Here is a 19814-nt window from a genome sequence, read left to right on the forward strand (position 1 = left end):
AAATGTCATAGCTTATTTTAATGATTAAGCACGTCCAGAGTACTTACCATCAGCTGTGGAGATTTCGATTACTTCTCCTTCGTTGATGAATAATGGCACACGAACATTTAAGCCAGTTTCTACAGTAGCGTTCTTTGTAGCAGATGTTGCTGTATTACCCTTAACTGCAACTTCGCACTCTGTAACCTGTAAGTTAACCTTATCTGGTAACTGTACACCTAAGATTTCTCCGTTATAAACCTGAATGTTTACCATTGAAGATTCCTTAAGGAAGTTCTTTTCCCAGTCTAAGCGGCTTGCTGGAATTTCGATCTGTTCATATGTTTCTGTATCCATGAAGATTAAGTTTGCACCATCGTTATAGAGGTACTGCATTTCTCTTTTATCGATGAAAGCTTCTTCTACACGGTCAGAACCAATTAGGCTAAGTTCCTTTACTACACCTGTTCTTGGGTTTTTAACTTTAACAGCGACCTTCATCTTAGCCATAGCTGTCTTATTACGGTCAACTGTGATTGCTTGGTATAAATCACCTTCCCAAACGAAACACTGACCTGGTTTAATTTCTGTTGATTGAATCATGATATTAACTCCTTTCAATTTCCGCATATAATTTTCTCTTAATATTGGCTTTTTTACAACCTTTTCAACCGAAAAAAGTAAATAAATTATCTGTTCTAGCAAGTTTTTAAAAATTATTCTAATTTTCAGGAAAATATAGGGCAGCATATGAATGTTACAAGAATTATGAAGTATTGACAATTGTGATGTATAAATGGTACATTTTGAACATAGATTTAGTGAGGGAATGTATGAGTTTTTTTGAAAAAGTCTTTCGGTTTGGACTCATTGCAATCGGTCTAATTATTCAAGTTATTATTGTTCGTAATCTATTTATATTCTTTACAGTACATTTTGTTTGGATAGAGGTAGTACTGCACCTACTAAGTATGATTTTCGTCATTAATATTATCAATAATTCACGTCATTTATCTGCGGATATGCTGTGGATTTTATTAATTATTTTATTTCCAATTCCAGGAACAGTCATATTCTTATTGTTGGGTGCAAATTTAATTACATCTAAAACTTTTAGAGAACTAATTAAAAGTACAGCTGATTCCAAGAGATACTATGTTCAAGATGAAATAGTTTTAAAAAAGTTAGAAGAAATGGCACCTCAGATGAAGGGTGATTTTCACTACTTATCTAAGACTGAAGGATATCCAATCTATCGCAATTCTGATTTTGATTATTATCCTCTAGGAGATATTGGTTATCCTGTAATGCTAGAGGAAATGAAGAAGGCAAAGAAATTTATCTTCTTAGAGTACTTTACAATTGAAAAAGGAAACCTTTGGGAAGGTATGCATACAATCCTGAAAGAGAAAGTTGCTCAAGGCTTAGATGTACGTGTAATGTATGATGATATGGGTACAATTCACTCTCTTCCAACAACCTATGCAAATATGCTTGAAAGTGAAGGAATCAAGTGTGTACGCTACAACAAGATTAATCCATTCTTAGGTGCAGTTATGAATCATCGTGATCATCGTAAGATAATGGTTATTGATGGCACAGTAGCATTCTCGGGTGGTATGAATTTAGCAGATGAATACATTAATCAGAAGATGGTCTTTGGTCACTGGAAGGATAATGTAATTCGAGTTAAGGGTGAAGCAGTTTGGTCCTATACTGTACTCTTCTTAACAAACTGGAATGCGATTCGTAAAACTGATGATGATTATACAGTCTTCAAGGTAGACTCTGTTACACAGCATACAGATGGCTATATTTCCCCATATGGTGAAACACCATTTGATGGAGAAAATACAGGGCAGAATATCTATATGAATATATTGAATCGTGCCAGTGAGTATGTATACATTTGTACACCATATTTAATTATTGATACTGAATTAGAAAATGCATTAATCTTAGCAGCTAAACGTGGTGTAGATGTACGTATTATTACGCCAGGGATTCCAGATAAGAAGATCGTTTGGAATATTACAAGATCGTTCTATCGCAATCTGATCGATGGTGGCGTAAAAATCTATGAGTACACACCAGGCTTTATTCATGGGAAAGTATTTGTGAGTGATGATATAGTTGCGACGGTTGGTACAATTAATCTTGATTATCGCTCTCTATATTTACATTTTGAAAATGGCACATATCTCTACGGTTCTAAGAAAGTACTAGATGTACGTGATGATATGTTAGATACCATCAGTAAATCGCACCAGGTTCAAAAGGGTGAAATTAAGGATGGATTGTTACGTAGATTATTTATTGGTGTTGTGAAGTTATTTGCACCATTATTATAAAAATAAATGAAGATGCTATAAAGCTTAAGCATCTTCATTTTTATCAATCTTATATGTTGATTCAGTAGACTGTGTAAGTGTTTCTGATTCGTCTGGTTTTATTTCTACATACTTATAGAAATAGTATAGCGCATGTGCATAATAGGCACAGAATACTCTGTATTGTGTAAGAATTAGCACAATAAGTAAAGGAATAAACATTGCGGTAATTAATGGAATCATTGATTTAGTGATTTTATATAAAGAACTAGGGTCTTCAAGTGTAACAATAGGGATTAGAGCTGCACCACCAAAGATGGTTTTTATAATAGGGAATATGATAACTAGGGTAAAGAGTAAGGCTGCTAAGCATATCCAGATGTAGTGAATATCCATTTTAATCATATCTTTAAATGAATCAATAGCCTCTTTTATACTATGTCTGATTGCGTCTTGATATGCGTGTGGTGGGTAAGTATAGATCGCAAATGCAATAAAAATTGTTAAATAGTAAAGTACTAATTTTGGAATCAGTAATAAAAATGTATTGGAGATACAGTATGCAAATAAATTATCTAAGAATGCTATAAAAGAAGAGATACATAAGATAATTAGCCATTTCTCCTTTACGGGTTCAAAGAGATCAATTAGTTTGGTATAAGAGCCTTGTGCAATTCTATATATTTGCATGAGGATTAGAAGCGTGAAAAACTGCATTATAATTGAACTAATAAATGATAGAAGGAAACTTGAATGTTCAACTTCAGCAAAGTTAAGTGGACTAATAGTACCATTTACAATCATCTGAATGGCCGGGAAATCAGAGAGGATAGAGATTAATAATTGTAAAAATAAATACAAAAGAAAGTACTTCCAAATACTCTTCTTCCGAATCTGATTCACATGATCATAAAATTTATTATCGACAAACATATTCGTATTCTCACTTTCTATTAATTATGAAGTATGCCTAAATAAATCTTCTATATGTATATTGTATCACTAGAAAAATAACATTTATAAAACAATTTTATAAAATTTAATGTACATTGAATATTCAAAAAAATGAATATTCATCCTATAATAATCATAGGAGTTAAACTATGGACTATAATAATCAGTTAATGAGCAAAAATGGACTTGCAGTACTAAGTCTTGCAAAAGCCCTTATAAAATATAAAGTTGGGGATAGGACACCAACTGTTACGGAGTTAAGTGAGAAACTGAATATTTCAAGAGGTACTGCACAATCTGCGCTTAAGACCTTGCAGAATAATAATGCGATTCATATTGTAAGTAAAGGACACTTAGGATCTTATGTAATTGAAAAGAATGATAAGATTCTACTTGAACTTGCAGGCATTAATTTACTGGTAGGTGCTATGCCATTACCATATTCTAGAAAATATGAAGGACTAGCAACAGGCATTATAACAACCATGGAAAATAAACATGGTATCCCAATGACACTTTCGTATATGAGAGGTGCTAAGAATCGAATCGCAATGGTCTTAGAGAATCGTTATAATTTTGCGGTTGTGTCGAAATACGCAGCGAAAGAGTTTTTAAATGCGCATAAAGGTCAAATTGATATTGTATGTGAATTTGGAGAAGGTACTTATTGTTCGTCGCATGTTATCGTATTCCATGATGCACATATAAAAGATATTCAGGATGGTATGCGAATTGGTATCGATCGTGACTCAATTGATCAAAGTGATATTACGAAGCGTGCATGTGGAATGAAAAAGGTTGAATTTATTCCTGTCGAATCAAACAATTTACTGCGACTAGTTCAAAATGGTGAGATTGATGCGGCTGTTTGGAATGAAGATGAAATCATTGATAAGATGTCAAAAATAAATTACGTAAAAGTTACAATTGATGATAATGATGATACAAATGCAGTTATTGTAACAAATGGTAAATCACCTGAAATGACTGAACTATTACGTCAGATGCTTGATGTAAAAGAAACCTTAACGATTCAAAATCTTGTTCTAGATGGAATTGTAACACCGAGTTATTAGGTAATATATTATGAGAATACAAGATGAAAAGTTTCGTCGTATCTGTAATTTTAGGGATTTAGGTGGTTATTTTACCCGAGATGGTAAAAAGGTTAGAACAGGACTGTTATATCGTAGTTGTTACCTAGGGTGGATGAATGAAGAAGAACTACATCATTTACAAGATTTAGGGATTAAAACGGTATTAGACTTGCGTACATCATATGAAGCATTTGATGATCCGGACCCAATAATTGAAGGAATTGAAAATTATAGAGTAAGTGGAATGCGTGACCGCAATGGGGAGGGTGTAGATTTCTCACCGTATGGGATTCATAAGATGATCATTTCAGATGATAGTGATCAAGAAACATTGCATAAGCACATGGTCCAATTATATCGGGATATGATGTTTAGGAATGAAGGTTTCATGTTTATCATTGAAATGATGAAACAGAATATAGAATTTCCAATACTATTTCATTGTGCTACTGGGAAGGATAGAACAGGTGCAATCGCAGCTCTTATGTATTTATTACTAGGTGTATCTATAGAAGATATTATGGAGGACTATCTATTATCTAATCAGGCTTATTATGAACGTATTGAAAAGGCACTAGAAAATAATCAATGCGCAATCAAGAAGGAACCGACACTTAAACGAATCATCATGATGGAAGCAGGTGTAGATGAACAGATGGGTAGGGAAATGCTTGATGGAATATTAGATAAATACTCTAGCTATGAAGAATTCTTCTTGAAAGAATATGGTATTGATGAAGATATGCGCGAATATGTTCGTAGCATGTTCCTTATATAATTTGTGTTGACTATAAAAGCAATTATAGGTATTATTGAAATATCAATATACAATATTCTGTATAATGGAGATAAGATGTTAAAAGATAGAATAGAAATATTAAGGTCTGCAGCAGTTATCAATGATAATGTTGCACAATATGTAAATAAAGTTATAGATGCATTAGAGAAATATCAGTTTGATGAGTCAAAGATGGAGATGTTTACTACACATCTTGCAATGGCAGTACAACGTATTATGACAAATGGAGAAGTGGAGCATCTTGATGAATCCATTTGGAATGAAGTAAAAATCTTTGATACATTCAATGAAGCAAAACAGGTCTATGCTAGCATTATTAGTAATGCGCCTGTACAGATTCCAGAGAGTGAAGAAAAGTTCTTGTTAATGCATTTATGTAACTTACTTCAAAAAGAGAGCTAAAAGGAGAATTTAATTTATGAAAATTGTTGTTGGTGGACAAATTAATAAGCAAGAAATTCATGACTATATCCAAAAATATTTTGGAGAAGGAAATGTAGAACTTGCTGTAAAAAATGATTTAGATGCTGTTATGGCTATGAAAGCAGGACAGTTTGATTATTACATTGGTGCTTGTAATACAGGTGGAGGTGGTGCATTAGCAATGGCAATGGCTCTACTTGGAGCAGGGGCATGTAAAACAATTTCTATGCCTGGAAAGATTTTATCGGATGAAGAGATTATACAAGCTGTAAATGAAGGGAAAACTGCATTTGGTTTTACTTCTCAACATATGGAACAGGTTTTACCAGTTTGGTTGAAAGCTATTCAAGAAAAGAATAGCTAAGATATACCTAATTAACGAAAGGGGATAATTATAATGAGGTATTTTGTATTAGCCGCTATTGGTGCATTAGCATCTATTTTAGCGAACAGAGGTATTGCGGTATTCAATGATGGATTCCGCCCAATCGTTCCACAATTCTATGATGGACAAATTTCAAGAAAAGAATTAGCAACAATGAGTTTTGCGATTAGTTTTGGTTTAGTAATTGGATTTGCTATTCCAACATCAATCGCTGCTTCTATTATTCTAATTCACTGTATTTTACTAACAACAGATATTATTGGTACGTTCTGCCCTGATTCTCTTGTTGGTACAGTAATTGCAGGTGTAGTCGGTGCTGCATACGGGGTTGCTATTTTATTAGGTTTAGAATCTATTGTTAACTTATTTGGTTCTTTACCATTTAACTTCTTAGCAAATCTAGGATCAGTATCTTCATATATTACAGCTGCATTTGCTATTTTCCCGGCGGTTGCTGTCGGTTATCAACACGGCTTCAAGAAGGGAGCAGTTGCTGGATTAATCACATTAGCTGTTTACTTATTAACAGTTAAGTTTGGTAAGTTTGCTCTTGGTGAAGCAAAGGTTGCTTTAAATGGTTTTGGTATGGCTATGCTTGCAGGTATGGTTTGCCTACTAGTATTTGCTACAGGCGTTAAAGGTACAGGCGATGCAAATAGCTCGTTGGTTACTACATTTAGTGATAAGGTTAAGAGAATTCGCTCTAACTGGTGGTTATTGGCCATTATGGGTGGATTAGTTGCTATGGCTACTTCATTAGGTATTGTTGCAGGTGACCCAATCTCTCTTGGACTTGTTTCTGAAGGTTCATGGGCTGAAGCCGCAATGGTAGCATTAGCACGTGCTATTGGATTTGTTCCACTCGTATTTACAACTGCAATTGTTACAGGTGTATATGGACCAGCAGGTTCTACATTTGTATTTGTTGTAGGTTTATTATTACATGGTAATCCATTTGTAGCTGTTATTGCAGGCGCAGTTGTCATGGTAGTTGAATTAGCATTAATCAACGTATTTGCAAAGGGTATGGATAAGTTCCCTGGTATGAAGGATATGGGTGAACATATTCGTACATCTATGAATAAGGTTCTTGAAGTTGCATTAACAGTTGGTGGTGTAGTAGCGGCAGAAGCTATGGCGGCTAAATTTGTAGGTATTGCTGGATTTGGTGCACTATTTGTTGTAGGTTGCTTACTGTTGAACCGTATTTCTAAGAAACCAATAGTTGAATTAGCGGTTGGACCTGTAGCGTGCATTGTATTCGGTATCTTACTAAATATCTTATTAGTACTACAATTGATTGCATTAGCACCAGTTGCATAAATTAATATGCAAAGTGCGGTACGGGTAAATTTGCCGCGTGCCGCACTTTTCACTTTATGTATAGAAAGGGCAGAATATGAAAGTAGAACATATGCATCGACTAGCAAATTTAAATCCATTTCATTCGGTAATTCGTTCAAGACCAGTTCTAGAAGGAAATGGTCTATTATTGGGTGTAAAGAATGACTTTCATATTCAACCTACATTTATCCAAGATTTAGTAGATTCAAAAAATTATCAACTTCATACGATTGATGTTATGGCAAACGGTGGAAGAGCAATAGATTTACAGTTAATAAATCCAATTACCGGTAATTACATGAGTGGTTCTTCTTCTGGAACAGCAATCAATGTTTTTCTTGGTATGAATGATATAGGAATTGGATCCGATGGTGGTGGCTCTGTTTTAGCACCTGCCATGTGTTTAAATTTATTTGGATTTATTTCCTATCTCATCGATAAGGAAAATATGAATTTATATTCGAAGGTATCTACCGACAACATTAAATTTCGACCATCACTTGGTTTTATTACAAAGGATTTCAATATATTAAAAGATATAATTAAGATGACAGTACCTTTAGAAAAAGGACAAAATTCTAAAATCTATATATCGTCAAGGGATATAACAACTTATCCATTTGAGATTGAAAAAATTAATTTTCCTGACATCTATGGCGATAGAAGAGAGAATATATCTTTCTTACAAGAAGTATTACCGAGTGTTGACTTTATTATCTCCAAAGAAGGCCCTGTTGATATAGAGGGATTTGGAGATAGTGTGTTTGGCCACTTTGATGAAAGAACTCAATTTATTCAAAGAAAATCCAAGAAAGGATTATTGCGTGTGGCAAATATGGTTGGTGCTACAGCAATATCGATTCCAACAGATGAACTTGGTGTTAGTTATCTTGGAATCTGTGAGTCAATTCCTTCCAAAATTTCAGTGATGTTAGAGAAGATGGAAGAACTTGTGATTCCACAGGATGAATTGATTGAACGTTATTTTAGAAATCCAGAAACATGGTTTCGGAAAGGTTATGGAGAATAAATATGAAATATCAGAATATTACATACTCACATGAGCACCCGCGTATTGATTTATCTACTGGTAAAAATGATCCGGACTGCCTATTGAATGGTTATCTTGATTGTATTGATGAATTACGGGATATTCACGCAAAAGGGGTAACGCGTTGGGTAGATTGCTCAAATCATGGTATTGGTGTTGATTGGGAAAATAATAAAAGAATTTTTGAAGATGTTGGCATTGAAATTATCAACTCTACAGGATTCTACAAAACTCCATTTATGCCAGATTATGTTAGTACTGCAAGTGTAGAAGAATTGGTACAAATTATGCTAGATGATCTTGCTAAAGGTGCAAAGGTAATCGGCGAGATTGGTACAAGTAAAAATGAATGGACTAAGGATGAACATAAAGTATTTGAAGCAGCTGTTATTGCACAAAAGCAAACGAATGCAGTTATTATTACACATACTACATTAGGTACATTGATCAAGGAACAAGTTGATTTCTTCTTAGAAAAAGGTGTGAATCCAAAGAAAGTAATTATTTCTCATGTGGCGTTATCAAATGATTTGGATGCACTTCGATATGCTCTACAAAAAGGATTTAATATTGCATTTGATACAATCGGAAAGACGAAATACTTACCTGATGAAACACGTATTGAATTTATAAAAACATTAGTGAAAGAAGGGTATACTACACAGCTGCTAATGTCTATGGATATTACAAGACAGAGTCATCTCAAGAAAAATGGTGGAGTAGGTTATGCATATTTACTCGATACATTTATCCCTATGCTTGAAAGGGCGGGTGTATCTCAGGAAACAATTTCTACTATAACATCAGAGAATTTCACAGAGATTTTGGAGGCTTAAATATGAAAACATATCCATTAGAATCAATTTCATTAGCGGAAGCGAAACAAAAACAGTTTCAACTAATTGATGAGATTACAAAAGAATTTCAAGGCAAAGAGTTTCTGTCTGCAGGGGACTTTGGTGTAGTGCCTGGTTTAAATAAACCGGTATATGCTCAAAAAGTTGAACGAGTGATTGCAAATTTCTTTCATGCGGAGAAGGCGTTATTAGTAATTGGTTCTGGTACCGGTGCTATTCGCAGTGGTTTACAAGTGATGTCATCACCAAATGAAGAAATATTAGTACATACAGCACCAATTTATCCAACAACTGAGACAAGTTTTCTTTCAATGGGACTTGTTCCTGTAAGGGCAAATTTTAATGACCTTGAAGATATAAAACAAGTTCTTAATGAACATAAGAATATACGTACTGCACTTGTTCAATACACACGTCAAGCGATTGATGATTCGTATGATATGGAAGAAGTGATTCGTGCTATTAAATCCCTCAGAGATATACAAATTATTACAGATGATAACTATGCAGTAATGAAGGTTCATAAAATTGGGGTAGAACTTGGTGCAGATTTATCTGCGTTCTCCTGCTTTAAATTATTAGGGCCAGAAGGAGTTGGCGTTGTTGTTGGTAAAGCATCCTTAGTTGACGCAATCGAAAAGATGAATTATTCAGGTGGTTCAAAAGTTCAAGGGTGGCAAGCGATGGAAGTATTACGTGGTTTAACTTATGCTCCTGTGGCACTAGCGATACAAGCTGAAGTAAATGAAGAACTTGTAAGACGTCTAAATAATCATGAAGTAGAAGGTATCAAAAATGCATTCTTAGCGAATGCACAATCCAAAGTATTATTGGTTGAATTTGAAGATAATATTGCAAAAGCAGTGTTGGAAGAAGCAGAGAAGTTAGGTGGTCTACCTAACCCAGTTGGAGCTGAGTCCAAATATGAAGCAGTTCCTATGTTCTATCGTGTATCTGGAACATTTAGAAAAGCAGATCCAACACTAGAAGAGAGAATGATACGTATCAATCCAAATCGAAGTGGACCAGATACGATAATACGTATTCTGAAAGAGAGTATTAGAAAGGCGAAAGATGTTTCTAGATAAGTTATGTAAAACAAATCCAAATCTTATTCAAACAACAGTACATATGCATCAACAGAAACAGATTATGCCTGATACATATGTTGTTGATGTTGATCAGTTTATAACCAATGCAAAAGCAATTCTACAAAAAGCGAACGATCAAAATATTGAACTCTATTATATGCTAAAGCAGATTGGACGTAATCCATATCTTGCTATGGAACTAGAGAAAATTGGTTACAAAGGTGCAGTCGTTGTGGACTTCAAAGAAGCTGAAGTGATGATGAAAAATCATCTTCATATTGCACATGCAGGTCATCTAGTACAGATTCCATCAATGATGGTGAATAAGTTAGTAGAGTATGGCTGTGACTATATCACAGTTTATTCTTATGAAAAATTAGTTGAAGTTAACGAAGCTGCTAAGAAAGTGGGTACCATTCAAAAGATATGTGTACGTGTTATTGGTGAAAATGATCGTATCTATAGTGGACAAACCGCGGGCTTCTACTTAGATCAATTAGAAGAACTTGTACAAAAAGCAAAATACTTAACACATATTGAAATTGCTGGGGTTGATAACTTTCCGTGTTTTCTTTACGATGAGACAACAAAGCAGATTGAAGTACAAGAAAACCTATATACCGTCCTAAAAGCAAAGAAAATTTTGGAAGGTTTAGGTTGTCGTATTCAAAATGTGAATGCTCCTTCAGCGACATGCGTGCATACACTAGAACTGATGAAGCAGTATCCTGAGATTACTTCAGCTGAACCAGGTCATGGACTCTCTGGTACTACACCATATCATGTTGATCATGATACAGAAGAGATTCCAAGTATTCTCTATCTTTCAGAAGTAAGTCATGTATTAGATAACCATGCATATATTTATGGTGGCGGATACTATCGACGTGGACATATTCAAAATGCACTGATTGGAAATTCTTATGAAGGATTAGTAAAAGATAGTGTTATCCTTCCGGATATGGATTCTATTGATTATCATTTTGGATTGGAGAATCCACATCACATTGGTGATAGTGCGATATTATGTTTCCGTTATCAGATTTTTGTGACTCGTAGTGACGTATGTCTTGTGAAAGGAATTCATTCAGGAAGTCCTGAGATTGTAGGTGTATATGATAGTCTAGGAGGTAAGAAATGAAAAAGAGATTTATTATTATCGTCTTAGATGGGTTTGGAATTGGTGCAATGCATGATGCAGCGCAAGCAAGAGCTGGTGATGAGAAGTCAAATACACTGGCTTCAATTTTGGATGAATTCCCAGATTTAAAGTTACCTACACTAGAAAAACTTGGTTTGATGAATGCCTTTGGAAGAGAGAGCAATTGTATGAAGTTTCAACCAAAAGCTAACTTTGGTAGAAGTGAATTAATGCATCAGGGTGCAGATACATTTATGGGTCACCAAGAAATCATGGGTACCAAACCAAAGAAACCACAGTTTGTTCCTTTCCAAGAGAAAGTAGATGAAGTTGCTAAACATCTTAAAGATGCGGGACATAAAGTTGAAATTATTAATCGAAATGGACTGCGTTATGTCGTTGTTGATGATTATGTAACTGTTGCGGATAACTTAGAAGCAGATCTAGGTATGTGCTACAACGTAACAGCTCCACTTGACTACATGCCTTTTGAAAAGGAATATGAAATTGCTAAATTGGTTCGTGAAGTTTCTACAGTAGGACGTGTCATTGTATTTGGTGGAACTGGTAATACGATGCAGGATTTATATAATGCTGAGGAAATTCGCGAGGGTAAGTATATAGGTATTGCTTCCGCAAAATCAAAATCGTATGACCAAGGATATCAATGTCTGCATTTAGGATATGGTGTAGATAAAGAAGTACAAGCTCCTACAATACTAACAAAGAATGGTATTCCATGTACGCTTATTGGAAAGGTTGCAGATATTGTCGCAAATGATTTGGGTAAGTCTATCTCGTGTGTTCCAACACCAGAAGTTATGGAAATTACTCTAAATTCAATTCTTGAAATGGAGCAGGGATTTATCTGTACAAATGTTCAAGAGACAGATTTAGCAGGACATGCACAAAACGCTGCACGTTATGTTGAAGTCCTAAAACAAGCAGATGAAGGATTAGCTAAAATCCTTCCACATTTAACTGAGAACGATATTCTAATCGTTCAAGCAGACCATGGAAATGATCCACATATTGGCCACTCTAAACACACAAGAGAATATGTTCCACTTTTAATCTATCGTAAAGGATTAGAAGGAGTACAAGTAGGAACACGTAAAACTATGTCTGATATGGGTGCTAGCTGTTGTGATTACTTTGGTGTAGAAGCACCACAAAATGGTGAGTCATTTATTGAACTTATTGGTGGAAAAAACTAAGATTTTATCCAATCAAATTAAATACCTTACTATTTAAGAGTCTTTATATTAGAATAGTAGGGTATTTTATTATTCATGAGGTATAAGTATGTCACTATTTACGCAGATGATACAACTACAGATGCAAATCCTATTGATGCTAGGCATCGGTTTTTTCTTGCGTAAAAAGGAAATTGTAACAGCTGAAATTCGCAAAGGATTATCTACACTATTAATTAATGTAGTTTTGCCATGTACTGTAATTCTTTCTTTTATGAATGATTCCAATGTAAATTCAGAATTATTAATGGCTTGTTTAGTGGCTGTGATTATATCTGCAATCATTCAGACTATATCTATTATCGGCAGTAAATTTCTTTTCCAGAAATACGAAAAAACGGATGCTAATGTATTGACCTATGGCATGATTGTTTCAAACTCAGCATTTATTGGTATTCCTGTGATTCAAAGTATCTATGGTAGTGAAGCAATCATGTTTGCATCTGTATTCCAAATTCCAATTATTGTAACGATGTGGACAGTTGGTTTAGCCTTATTTAAACCAATTGATCCTAAACATGCTTTAAAGTCTGTGTTTAAAAATCCATCTGTAGTTGCTGTGTTAATTGGATTTATCATTATGCTTACAGGTATTAAGTTTCCAGTATTTATTACTAAAACAATAAGTAGTATTGCAGCCTGTACAACAGCAATCTCTATGTTTGTAGTAGGATCAATCTTAGCAGAGATTGAATGGAATAACCTATTAGATAAGAAAGTATTATTCTTCTGTTCTATACGTCTAATTGCGTATCCTTTAATTGTATATATTGCATTATCATTCTTAAATGTTCCAACTTTAATTAAGGCGATAGCAATTATTATGACAGGCATGCCTGCGGGATCTACAGCAGCAATTCTTGCAGAGCAGTATGGATGTGATGCGAAGTTTGCAGCAAAGCTAATCCTAGTTTCTACAGTATTATCTGTGATTACGATTCCAATTCTATGTTTAGGTTTATAACAATGTAGTACAATTATCTCATCAGTAACTTTGATACTGCTTTAAATCAGTTTGATTGTTACAGAGAGGGTAATATGAATAGACATTATAATCAGTATCTTGGAGCAATCATTGGGCATGCAGTTGGTGATGCGATGGGTTTTCCCACTGAATTCTCAAAGAGGGAAGAACTATTAAAGAATCCAGTGATTGAAATGATTGATAGTCCAGATGTAGGTCAACCTGCAGGGTCATGGTCGGATGATACTGCTATGGAAATCGCAACAATCGATTCATTTATCCAAAAGAAATGTTTTGATTACAAAGACATCATGGATAAATGGGTAAAGTGGATTAGTAAATCAGAATACACACCAACTGGTGTGGCTTTTGATATTGGTAGAACTTGTTTAAAGGCGATAAAAAAATATTGTAATGGTACAGCTCCATTACAGTGTGGCGCTACATCAATAAATGAAAATGGGAATGGTTCACTTATGAGAATCTTGCCAATTGCTTTATATGCATATTCAAAAAATCTTGACGATATATCAATTCGTAAATTAACAAATGAAGTCTCTTCATTAACGCATGCACATGAAGTCAGTAGGCTAGGTTGCTATATCTATGTGCAGTTTATAATATGCTTGTTAAAAGGATATACGAAAGAAGGAGCATACAAACATATTCAATGTTTAGACTATAGCGCTTATGATATGCATTCTTTAAAGTTATACAAAAGAATTTTAGATGAGCAAATTGAAGTTCAAAGACTGAATCAGATTAAATCCACGGGATATATCGTTGATACATTAGAGTCTGCAATTTGGATTTTTATGAATGCACAACACTATAAAGAAGCTATCATTGCGTCAACAAATATTGGTGGAGATACTGATACGATAGGCGCAATTGTTGGGTCAATGGCTGGTATTTATTATGGATTTGATAGCATACCATCTAATTGGTTAGATAAACTACAAAGAAAAGATTATTTAATAGAACTTGTGGATAGATTTGAAAAGTCTATCGCTGTATTACCTAAAAATGTTTCTAAACCAATACACAGAGCAAAGAAATACTGATTGAAACAAACTATAAATTCTTGTTTAAGAAAGAGGAGCGATATGAAAAAATTATTTACTGCCATTAGGAAACACGACTTAGAATTGGTTAAACAAATTATTGAGAAGAAACCTGAGCTGGTCAATTGCGTTGCGAAGCAACCACCAAAAAAAGATGATGGACAATCGCCTTTACAGGTTGCTCTTAAAACGGAAAATATTGAGATTGCTAATTATCTCCTTGATATGGGAGCAGATGTCAATTTCATTGAGAGCGAGACTTGCTGTAATGAGTGGAGGGCACCAGTAATTCAGGATGCAATAACCTGTGCGGTAATGTGCTCTAGGTGGAGTAGTTATAATAAATATAACCGTTCCTCTCGAGTTTTCTCAACAAAAGAGCGTGCTAATGATGCGCTAGCCTTGCTAAAAAGGATTATCGCTTCAGGCGCTGATATCAATGCAAAGGATTCATTTGGGATCGATTGTCTGGGTCACTTTGCTTCTCAGGCGGACCAGATACTACCACATCCGTTAGAGTATTATAAGGAAGATCTTGAAAGTTACTACAGGGAATTTACCGAGGAAGTTCACGAAGATCTTAGATGTGTTTTACGGACACTAAAAGATGCCGGTGTAGATGTAAACTATAGACATCATGGTTATTCTGTAAGAGAATTTTTTAGTAAAAAAACTGTTTCGATTTTGTTTGATGAAGTGTTTGGGCGTGATTTAGAAAAAGAAGTTGAAACGAAATAGATTACATCAACAAATTTATATTTATCATCTGAATGATTTTGGAGAAGTTAAATACTTCTCCATTTTATTTGGTGAGACAAAACTTACTTTGTTTGTTATTATAAAATAAGTTATGAAAGAAATCATTCAAAAGAAGTTAGAAGAAATTGAGAAACAAGAGCATGTAAAAATAATTTTGGCAATCGAATCTGGAAGTAGAGCTTGGGGTTTTGAATCGGCGGATAGCGACTACGATGTAAGATTTATTTATGTTCGTGAACCAGAAATGTATCTTAGACTCGATCCTGTTCGTGATGTAATTGAGTGGCAATTAGATGAAGTATTCGATATTAGTGGCTGGGATATTAAGAAAGCATTACAACTATTATATAAATCAAATCCAACACTATTTGAATGGATTAATTCTCCAATTGTTTATAAGGAAACAATCGAAGGAAGAGAATTAAGAGACCTATCAAAACAATATTTTGATGTAAAGAAGAGTGTTATGCACTACTTAAATATGGCATCAAGCACTTTCGAGAGTTATTTGCAGGATAAAAGCGTTAAGTTAAAGAAATATTTTTATGCATTAAGACCTATATTAGCATCAAAGTATGCATTAGAAAATAAAACACAACCTCCTATTAAATATAACGATTTAATGGATACAATGCTAGAAGATAAATTAAAGACTGAAGTTAATCATCTATTGGAATTGAAGATGAAATCTAAGGAGACTGAATATATTCCTGTAGTAGATCATTTAAATCAATACATCGAAGAGAATATAAATAAAATCAAAAATTATGCAAATGGCATTGCTGAATCAAAGTTTGACTGGGAAGAATTAAATCTATACTTTCTAAAATTAGTACAACAAAAAAGTAACGATATTTGATGACCGATTATTGATAGTTGTAGAGTTAAATCAAAATTCTATATATCTATACTATAAAAAGTATTATAATATATATGATAATTTTTGCTTTGGTAAAAATTATTCTCCAACCTTGAAGTCAATAAAATGCATGGATAATCTAGTAATTTACTCGATTCAGCTGAAAAAGGTGACACAATGTTATACATATAGTCCGCTATCTTGTGCAGTATTGATGTATGGGAGTCAAGGGGAAAGGAGGATATTCATGGCTAAAGTTAAAGGGGTGTCTTCAAAGACACATACTCAAAAACAGTTGGATGATTACGCAAATCAGCACAATCCAAATAACAAAGCATACAGGGCAAGAGTGAAAAATGATATGACTTATAAAATCAAATTAGTAAAAAATGAGTCTACTTTTCCAAAAAAGAAATATGCTAAGTTTAAAAAGAAACGTGGTCTAGATGCTGCACTGGATTGGATGTGTTACAGCAATCCATTTGATTTTGAGTGATTAACATCTATGAATACAGAAAACATCTATGTAGTAATACACAGATGTTTTTCTTATTATCAATATTATTTATTATCTTTAAATATTCAAGACAAATTCGTACTGATTTATGGACAAATTTATAGATGCGTATTTTTAGACTATAATTATTATATTATTAAAAAATATATGCAAAGCGAACTTGACATATAATGCAAAGTTAACTATACTTTAAATGCAAAGTAAACTTTGCGTATATATCGATATATCAGATAGGAGTATAAAGGTGAAAAATAGAATCAAGGAATTAAGAAAGGAACATAAACTTTCTCAAGGTGAACTTGCGGATTTAGTTGGTACGACAAGACAGACGATAACTTCAATTGAAGTAGGGAAGTATACTGCCTCATTACCACTAGCGTATAAGATTGCGAAGCAGTTTTCATTGAGTATTGAAGAAGTATTTGATTTTACAGAATTAGAGGAAGAGGAATAAACATGGACAAGAAATTATTAAAAGTAAAACAAGAATTACAAAAATATACAAATATTTGGATAGTGGTTGCAATATGTTCGATATTGCTTCTTGCTGTAAATAAATTAGGATATCTGACGAAATCATATGCAGATAGTCACATGGCTAACTATATGGATGGATTTTATACGGGCCTATTTATTGTAATAATCGTGGTAGCTATGTGTTATATTGCAAAGAATTATAAAGCAATGAAGAATGAAAAAGATTTGATGCGTTTATATAACGAGATGCATGATGAAAGATGCCGTCAGATTGAATTAATGTCTAAACGTCAAGCATTTTTGATTGCGGAAGATTTATTGCTGGTAGTTGCTGTGATTGCAAGTTTCATAAATTCTTATCTATTCGCTGGTATCATCATTTCAATGATTGTATTTATTTTTACTTCTATTTTCTGTAAGGAATATTACAAGAGGACTTATACAGGAGAAGAGTAAGTATACTATGACGATAAAGATATTATTTGTCTGCCATGGAAATATCTGTCGTTCGCCAATGGCGGAATATATCTTTCGTAAACTAGTAAGTGATGCAGGTGTTAGTGATAAATTTGAGATAGCTTCTGCTGCGACTAGTTCGGAAGAGATATGGAACGATAGGGGTAACCCAGTTTATCCTGCTGCAAAACAAAAATTATGCGAGCATGGCATTTATTGTGATGATAAGCGTGCTCGCCAAATTACAATAAGTGATTATGCATACTATGATTTATTAGTGGGAATGGATGAGATGAATATTCGTAATATGAAACGTGTATATCACAATGATCCAGAAGGGAAGATACATCTATTATTGGAGTATACAGGAAATCGCAGAGGTATTTCGGATCCATGGTATAGCGGTGATTTTGATACAGCATATCGTGAAATTGAAGAAGGTTGTATCGCATTATTTAAATATCTAACAAGTGAAAGTGGACATCTACAGTCGTAGATGTCTTTTTGTAACTGCTTACTTTTTTAAATTTGGAAAAAATATGACTGAGTTACAGGTTTTATATCCGTTTTACCTGTAAATTTGAGATGAAAAGGACTATAATTATAGGCGCTAATGTTTATGGGAGGTAGCTATGGAAATAGAAGTAATTCAAGATCTTATTAAGATGGATGAAGATACACGAAATAGGATTAATAATGCCCATGAATTGAAATACAAATTGAAGCAGGCAATCGAGCAGGAGAAAAAGAAACTGACAGATGAAGCTTGGGCCAATGTAGAGACACAAGTTAAATCAATGCGTGAAGAAATTCGTACGACTCATGAGAAGAAACAAGCAGAAGCGAAAGCGATGTATGAGAAGGAATCAAAGCGTATCTCAGACATGTTTTATGCAAATAAAGAACGCTGGATTCAAATGATTGCGGATTATACAGTTGGAAAAAGAGAACAGGAGTAGCAAATGAGCAAATCAAGTAATGCGATTACCGCAAAGGCGAGAGCGATGCTTGCAGAACATTTGACACCTGTTGATTACGCTTCGATGTTACAGAAAAAGACAATTGGTGATATTGCAGTATTCTTGCAAAATCATCCTCTCTATAAAGAGTCCTTGGAAGGAATTAATCCAAAGGCGATACATCGTGGACACTTAGAAGTTCTACTTCGTACAGGTGTATTCAATCGATTTGCGAAGCTGATTCGCTATGCGGATGATAATGCAAAACATTTTGGTCATATCGCTGTAATGGAAACAGAAATTGAACTCATTTTGATGAAGCTACATACATTATCTGATCAAGATAATGAAATACTCCGTCAGAATATGATTTCTAAATTACCATTATATATAGGTAACTATACATCTTTTCCTTTAGAGGATTTGGCAAAGAGTTCCACATTCCAGGATGTTTTAACATTAATGAAAGGTACTTCTTATTACGATGTACTAAAGAAGTATGAGCAGAAATCATTAGAAGATGTTGATTTTATCAGTTTGGAACATTCCTTGCGTACTAGATACTATGCAACGTGTCTAGATACGATTGAGAAGTATTCCAATAACGTGTCAAAAGATAAGATGAAGGAAATTGTTTTATCTCGTATTGAGTTAGAAAATATCGCTATCATCTATCGTTTAAAGAAGTATTTCACAGTATCAAAGGAATACGTAAAACAGATGCTTGTTAACTATTGTTGTTTCTTCCGCATGAAGGATTTATATGACATGGTAGATAACGATAGTGCTGAACAAGTTATTCAACGCTTAGAGAAATCAAGATATAAAGTATATTTGTCGAATCAAAAGTTCCTATATATTGAACACTATGCACAACGCATTAGTTTCAATATGAGTGCACATTTCATTCGTACATATACCGATCCAAATCTTGCGCTACTAGCATATGTAATATTGGCAGATATTGAGATTCAGAATGTAATTGATATTATCGAAAGCGTAAGATATCAAATTCCGCAAGAGCGCGTGAAAGCTCTGCTGATTTATTAAGA

At 34.0% G+C, this 19814-nt stretch carries 23 protein-coding genes; 21 read left to right on the forward strand and 2 right to left on the reverse strand.

Going from position 1 to position 19814, the window contains the following annotated elements; genetic code table 11:
* Positions 1–24: 24 nt before the first annotated feature.
* Positions 25–582, reverse strand: a complete 558-nt coding sequence (gene efp, locus RYK16_RS03545) for an elongation factor P (RefSeq protein WP_294206919.1) — start codon at positions 580–582, stop codon at positions 25–27.
* 230 nt (positions 583–812) lie between these two features.
* Between efp and cls the strand changes: the two genes are divergently transcribed.
* On the forward strand, positions 813–2330 hold the full coding sequence (cls, locus tag RYK16_RS03550; RefSeq protein WP_314850811.1) for a cardiolipin synthase: 1518 nt from the start codon (positions 813–815) through the stop codon (positions 2328–2330).
* 24 nt (positions 2331–2354) lie between these two features.
* Here cls and RYK16_RS03555 read toward each other — a convergent pair whose 3' ends face one another.
* Entirely contained in the window at positions 2355–3170 is an 816-nt protein-coding gene (locus tag RYK16_RS03555; RefSeq protein ID WP_314850812.1) for a hypothetical protein, read from the reverse strand.
* A gap of 242 nt (positions 3171–3412) precedes the next feature.
* Between RYK16_RS03555 and yhfZ the strand changes: the two genes are divergently transcribed.
* From yhfZ to RYK16_RS03655, 20 genes are all read left to right on the forward strand, one after another.
* The gene (gene yhfZ, locus RYK16_RS03560; RefSeq protein ID WP_314112406.1) at positions 3413–4339 is read left to right on the forward strand and encodes a GntR family transcriptional regulator YhfZ; all 927 of its coding nucleotides are present in this window, start codon (positions 3413–3415) and stop codon (positions 4337–4339) included.
* Between the two features lie 10 nt (positions 4340–4349).
* Positions 4350–5138 carry a tyrosine-protein phosphatase gene (locus RYK16_RS03565; RefSeq protein ID WP_314850814.1) on the forward strand — a complete coding sequence of 263 codons (789 nt, stop codon included), beginning with the start codon at positions 4350–4352 and terminating at the stop codon, positions 5136–5138.
* A 75-nt stretch (positions 5139–5213) separates the two neighbouring features.
* Positions 5214–5561: a PRD domain-containing protein gene (locus tag RYK16_RS03570; RefSeq protein ID WP_314850816.1), complete on the forward strand. Its 348-nt coding sequence runs from the start codon at positions 5214–5216 to the stop codon at positions 5559–5561.
* A gap of 16 nt (positions 5562–5577) precedes the next feature.
* Complete coding sequence (locus RYK16_RS03575; RefSeq protein WP_313984433.1) at positions 5578–5946, forward strand: DUF2620 domain-containing protein; 369 nt, start codon at positions 5578–5580, stop codon at positions 5944–5946.
* A gap of 33 nt (positions 5947–5979) precedes the next feature.
* Positions 5980–7290 carry a YhfT family protein gene (locus RYK16_RS03580; protein WP_314850818.1) on the forward strand — a complete coding sequence of 437 codons (1311 nt, stop codon included), beginning with the start codon at positions 5980–5982 and terminating at the stop codon, positions 7288–7290.
* A gap of 76 nt (positions 7291–7366) precedes the next feature.
* Positions 7367–8341: an amidase family protein gene (locus RYK16_RS03585; RefSeq protein WP_314850819.1), complete on the forward strand. Its 975-nt coding sequence runs from the start codon at positions 7367–7369 to the stop codon at positions 8339–8341.
* Between the two features lie 2 nt (positions 8342–8343).
* Entirely contained in the window at positions 8344–9198 is an 855-nt protein-coding gene (locus RYK16_RS03590; RefSeq protein ID WP_314850821.1) for a hypothetical protein, read from the forward strand.
* Positions 9199–9200: 2 nt separating this feature from the next.
* The gene (locus RYK16_RS03595) at positions 9201–10307 is read left to right on the forward strand and encodes an aminotransferase class V-fold PLP-dependent enzyme (RefSeq protein WP_314850822.1); all 1107 of its coding nucleotides are present in this window, start codon (positions 9201–9203) and stop codon (positions 10305–10307) included.
* Complete coding sequence (locus RYK16_RS03600) at positions 10294–11451, forward strand: alanine racemase (protein WP_314850824.1); 1158 nt, start codon at positions 10294–10296, stop codon at positions 11449–11451. Before RYK16_RS03595 ends, RYK16_RS03600 begins: the two co-directional genes overlap by 14 nt.
* Positions 11448–12668 carry a phosphopentomutase gene (locus tag RYK16_RS03605; protein ID WP_314850826.1) on the forward strand — a complete coding sequence of 407 codons (1221 nt, stop codon included), beginning with the start codon at positions 11448–11450 and terminating at the stop codon, positions 12666–12668. Before RYK16_RS03600 ends, RYK16_RS03605 begins: the two co-directional genes overlap by 4 nt.
* 88 nt (positions 12669–12756) lie before the next feature.
* Entirely contained in the window at positions 12757–13671 is a 915-nt protein-coding gene (locus RYK16_RS03610; protein WP_314850828.1) for an AEC family transporter, read from the forward strand.
* 74 nt (positions 13672–13745) lie between these two features.
* Positions 13746–14735, forward strand: coding sequence for an ADP-ribosylglycohydrolase family protein (locus tag RYK16_RS03615; protein ID WP_314850830.1), 990 nt, complete (start codon positions 13746–13748; stop codon positions 14733–14735).
* Positions 14736–14777: 42 nt separating this feature from the next.
* Positions 14778–15473 carry an ankyrin repeat domain-containing protein gene (locus RYK16_RS03620; protein ID WP_314850832.1) on the forward strand — a complete coding sequence of 232 codons (696 nt, stop codon included), beginning with the start codon at positions 14778–14780 and terminating at the stop codon, positions 15471–15473.
* A gap of 112 nt (positions 15474–15585) precedes the next feature.
* The gene (locus tag RYK16_RS03625; RefSeq protein WP_314850834.1) at positions 15586–16353 is read left to right on the forward strand and encodes a nucleotidyltransferase domain-containing protein; all 768 of its coding nucleotides are present in this window, start codon (positions 15586–15588) and stop codon (positions 16351–16353) included.
* 247 nt (positions 16354–16600) lie between these two features.
* Positions 16601–16849, forward strand: a complete 249-nt coding sequence (locus RYK16_RS03630; protein ID WP_314850835.1) for a hypothetical protein — start codon at positions 16601–16603, stop codon at positions 16847–16849.
* Positions 16850–17114: 265 nt separating this feature from the next.
* Entirely contained in the window at positions 17115–17324 is a 210-nt protein-coding gene (locus RYK16_RS03635; protein WP_298664133.1) for a helix-turn-helix transcriptional regulator, read from the forward strand.
* Between the two features lie 2 nt (positions 17325–17326).
* Positions 17327–17803: a hypothetical protein gene (locus RYK16_RS03640; protein WP_314850839.1), complete on the forward strand. Its 477-nt coding sequence runs from the start codon at positions 17327–17329 to the stop codon at positions 17801–17803.
* A gap of 7 nt (positions 17804–17810) precedes the next feature.
* Positions 17811–18299 carry a low molecular weight protein-tyrosine-phosphatase gene (locus tag RYK16_RS03645; protein WP_314850840.1) on the forward strand — a complete coding sequence of 163 codons (489 nt, stop codon included), beginning with the start codon at positions 17811–17813 and terminating at the stop codon, positions 18297–18299.
* A 136-nt stretch (positions 18300–18435) separates the two neighbouring features.
* On the forward strand, positions 18436–18762 hold the full coding sequence (locus RYK16_RS03650; RefSeq protein ID WP_314850842.1) for a hypothetical protein: 327 nt from the start codon (positions 18436–18438) through the stop codon (positions 18760–18762).
* Between the two features lie 3 nt (positions 18763–18765).
* Entirely contained in the window at positions 18766–19812 is a 1047-nt protein-coding gene (locus RYK16_RS03655) for a V-type ATPase subunit (RefSeq protein ID WP_314850844.1), read from the forward strand.
* Positions 19813–19814 lie beyond the last annotated feature (2 nt).

Origin of the sequence: uncultured Solobacterium sp., assembly GCF_963550625.1 — a bacterium.
Lineage (GTDB): Bacteria > Bacillota_I > Bacilli_A > Erysipelotrichales > Erysipelotrichaceae > Bulleidia.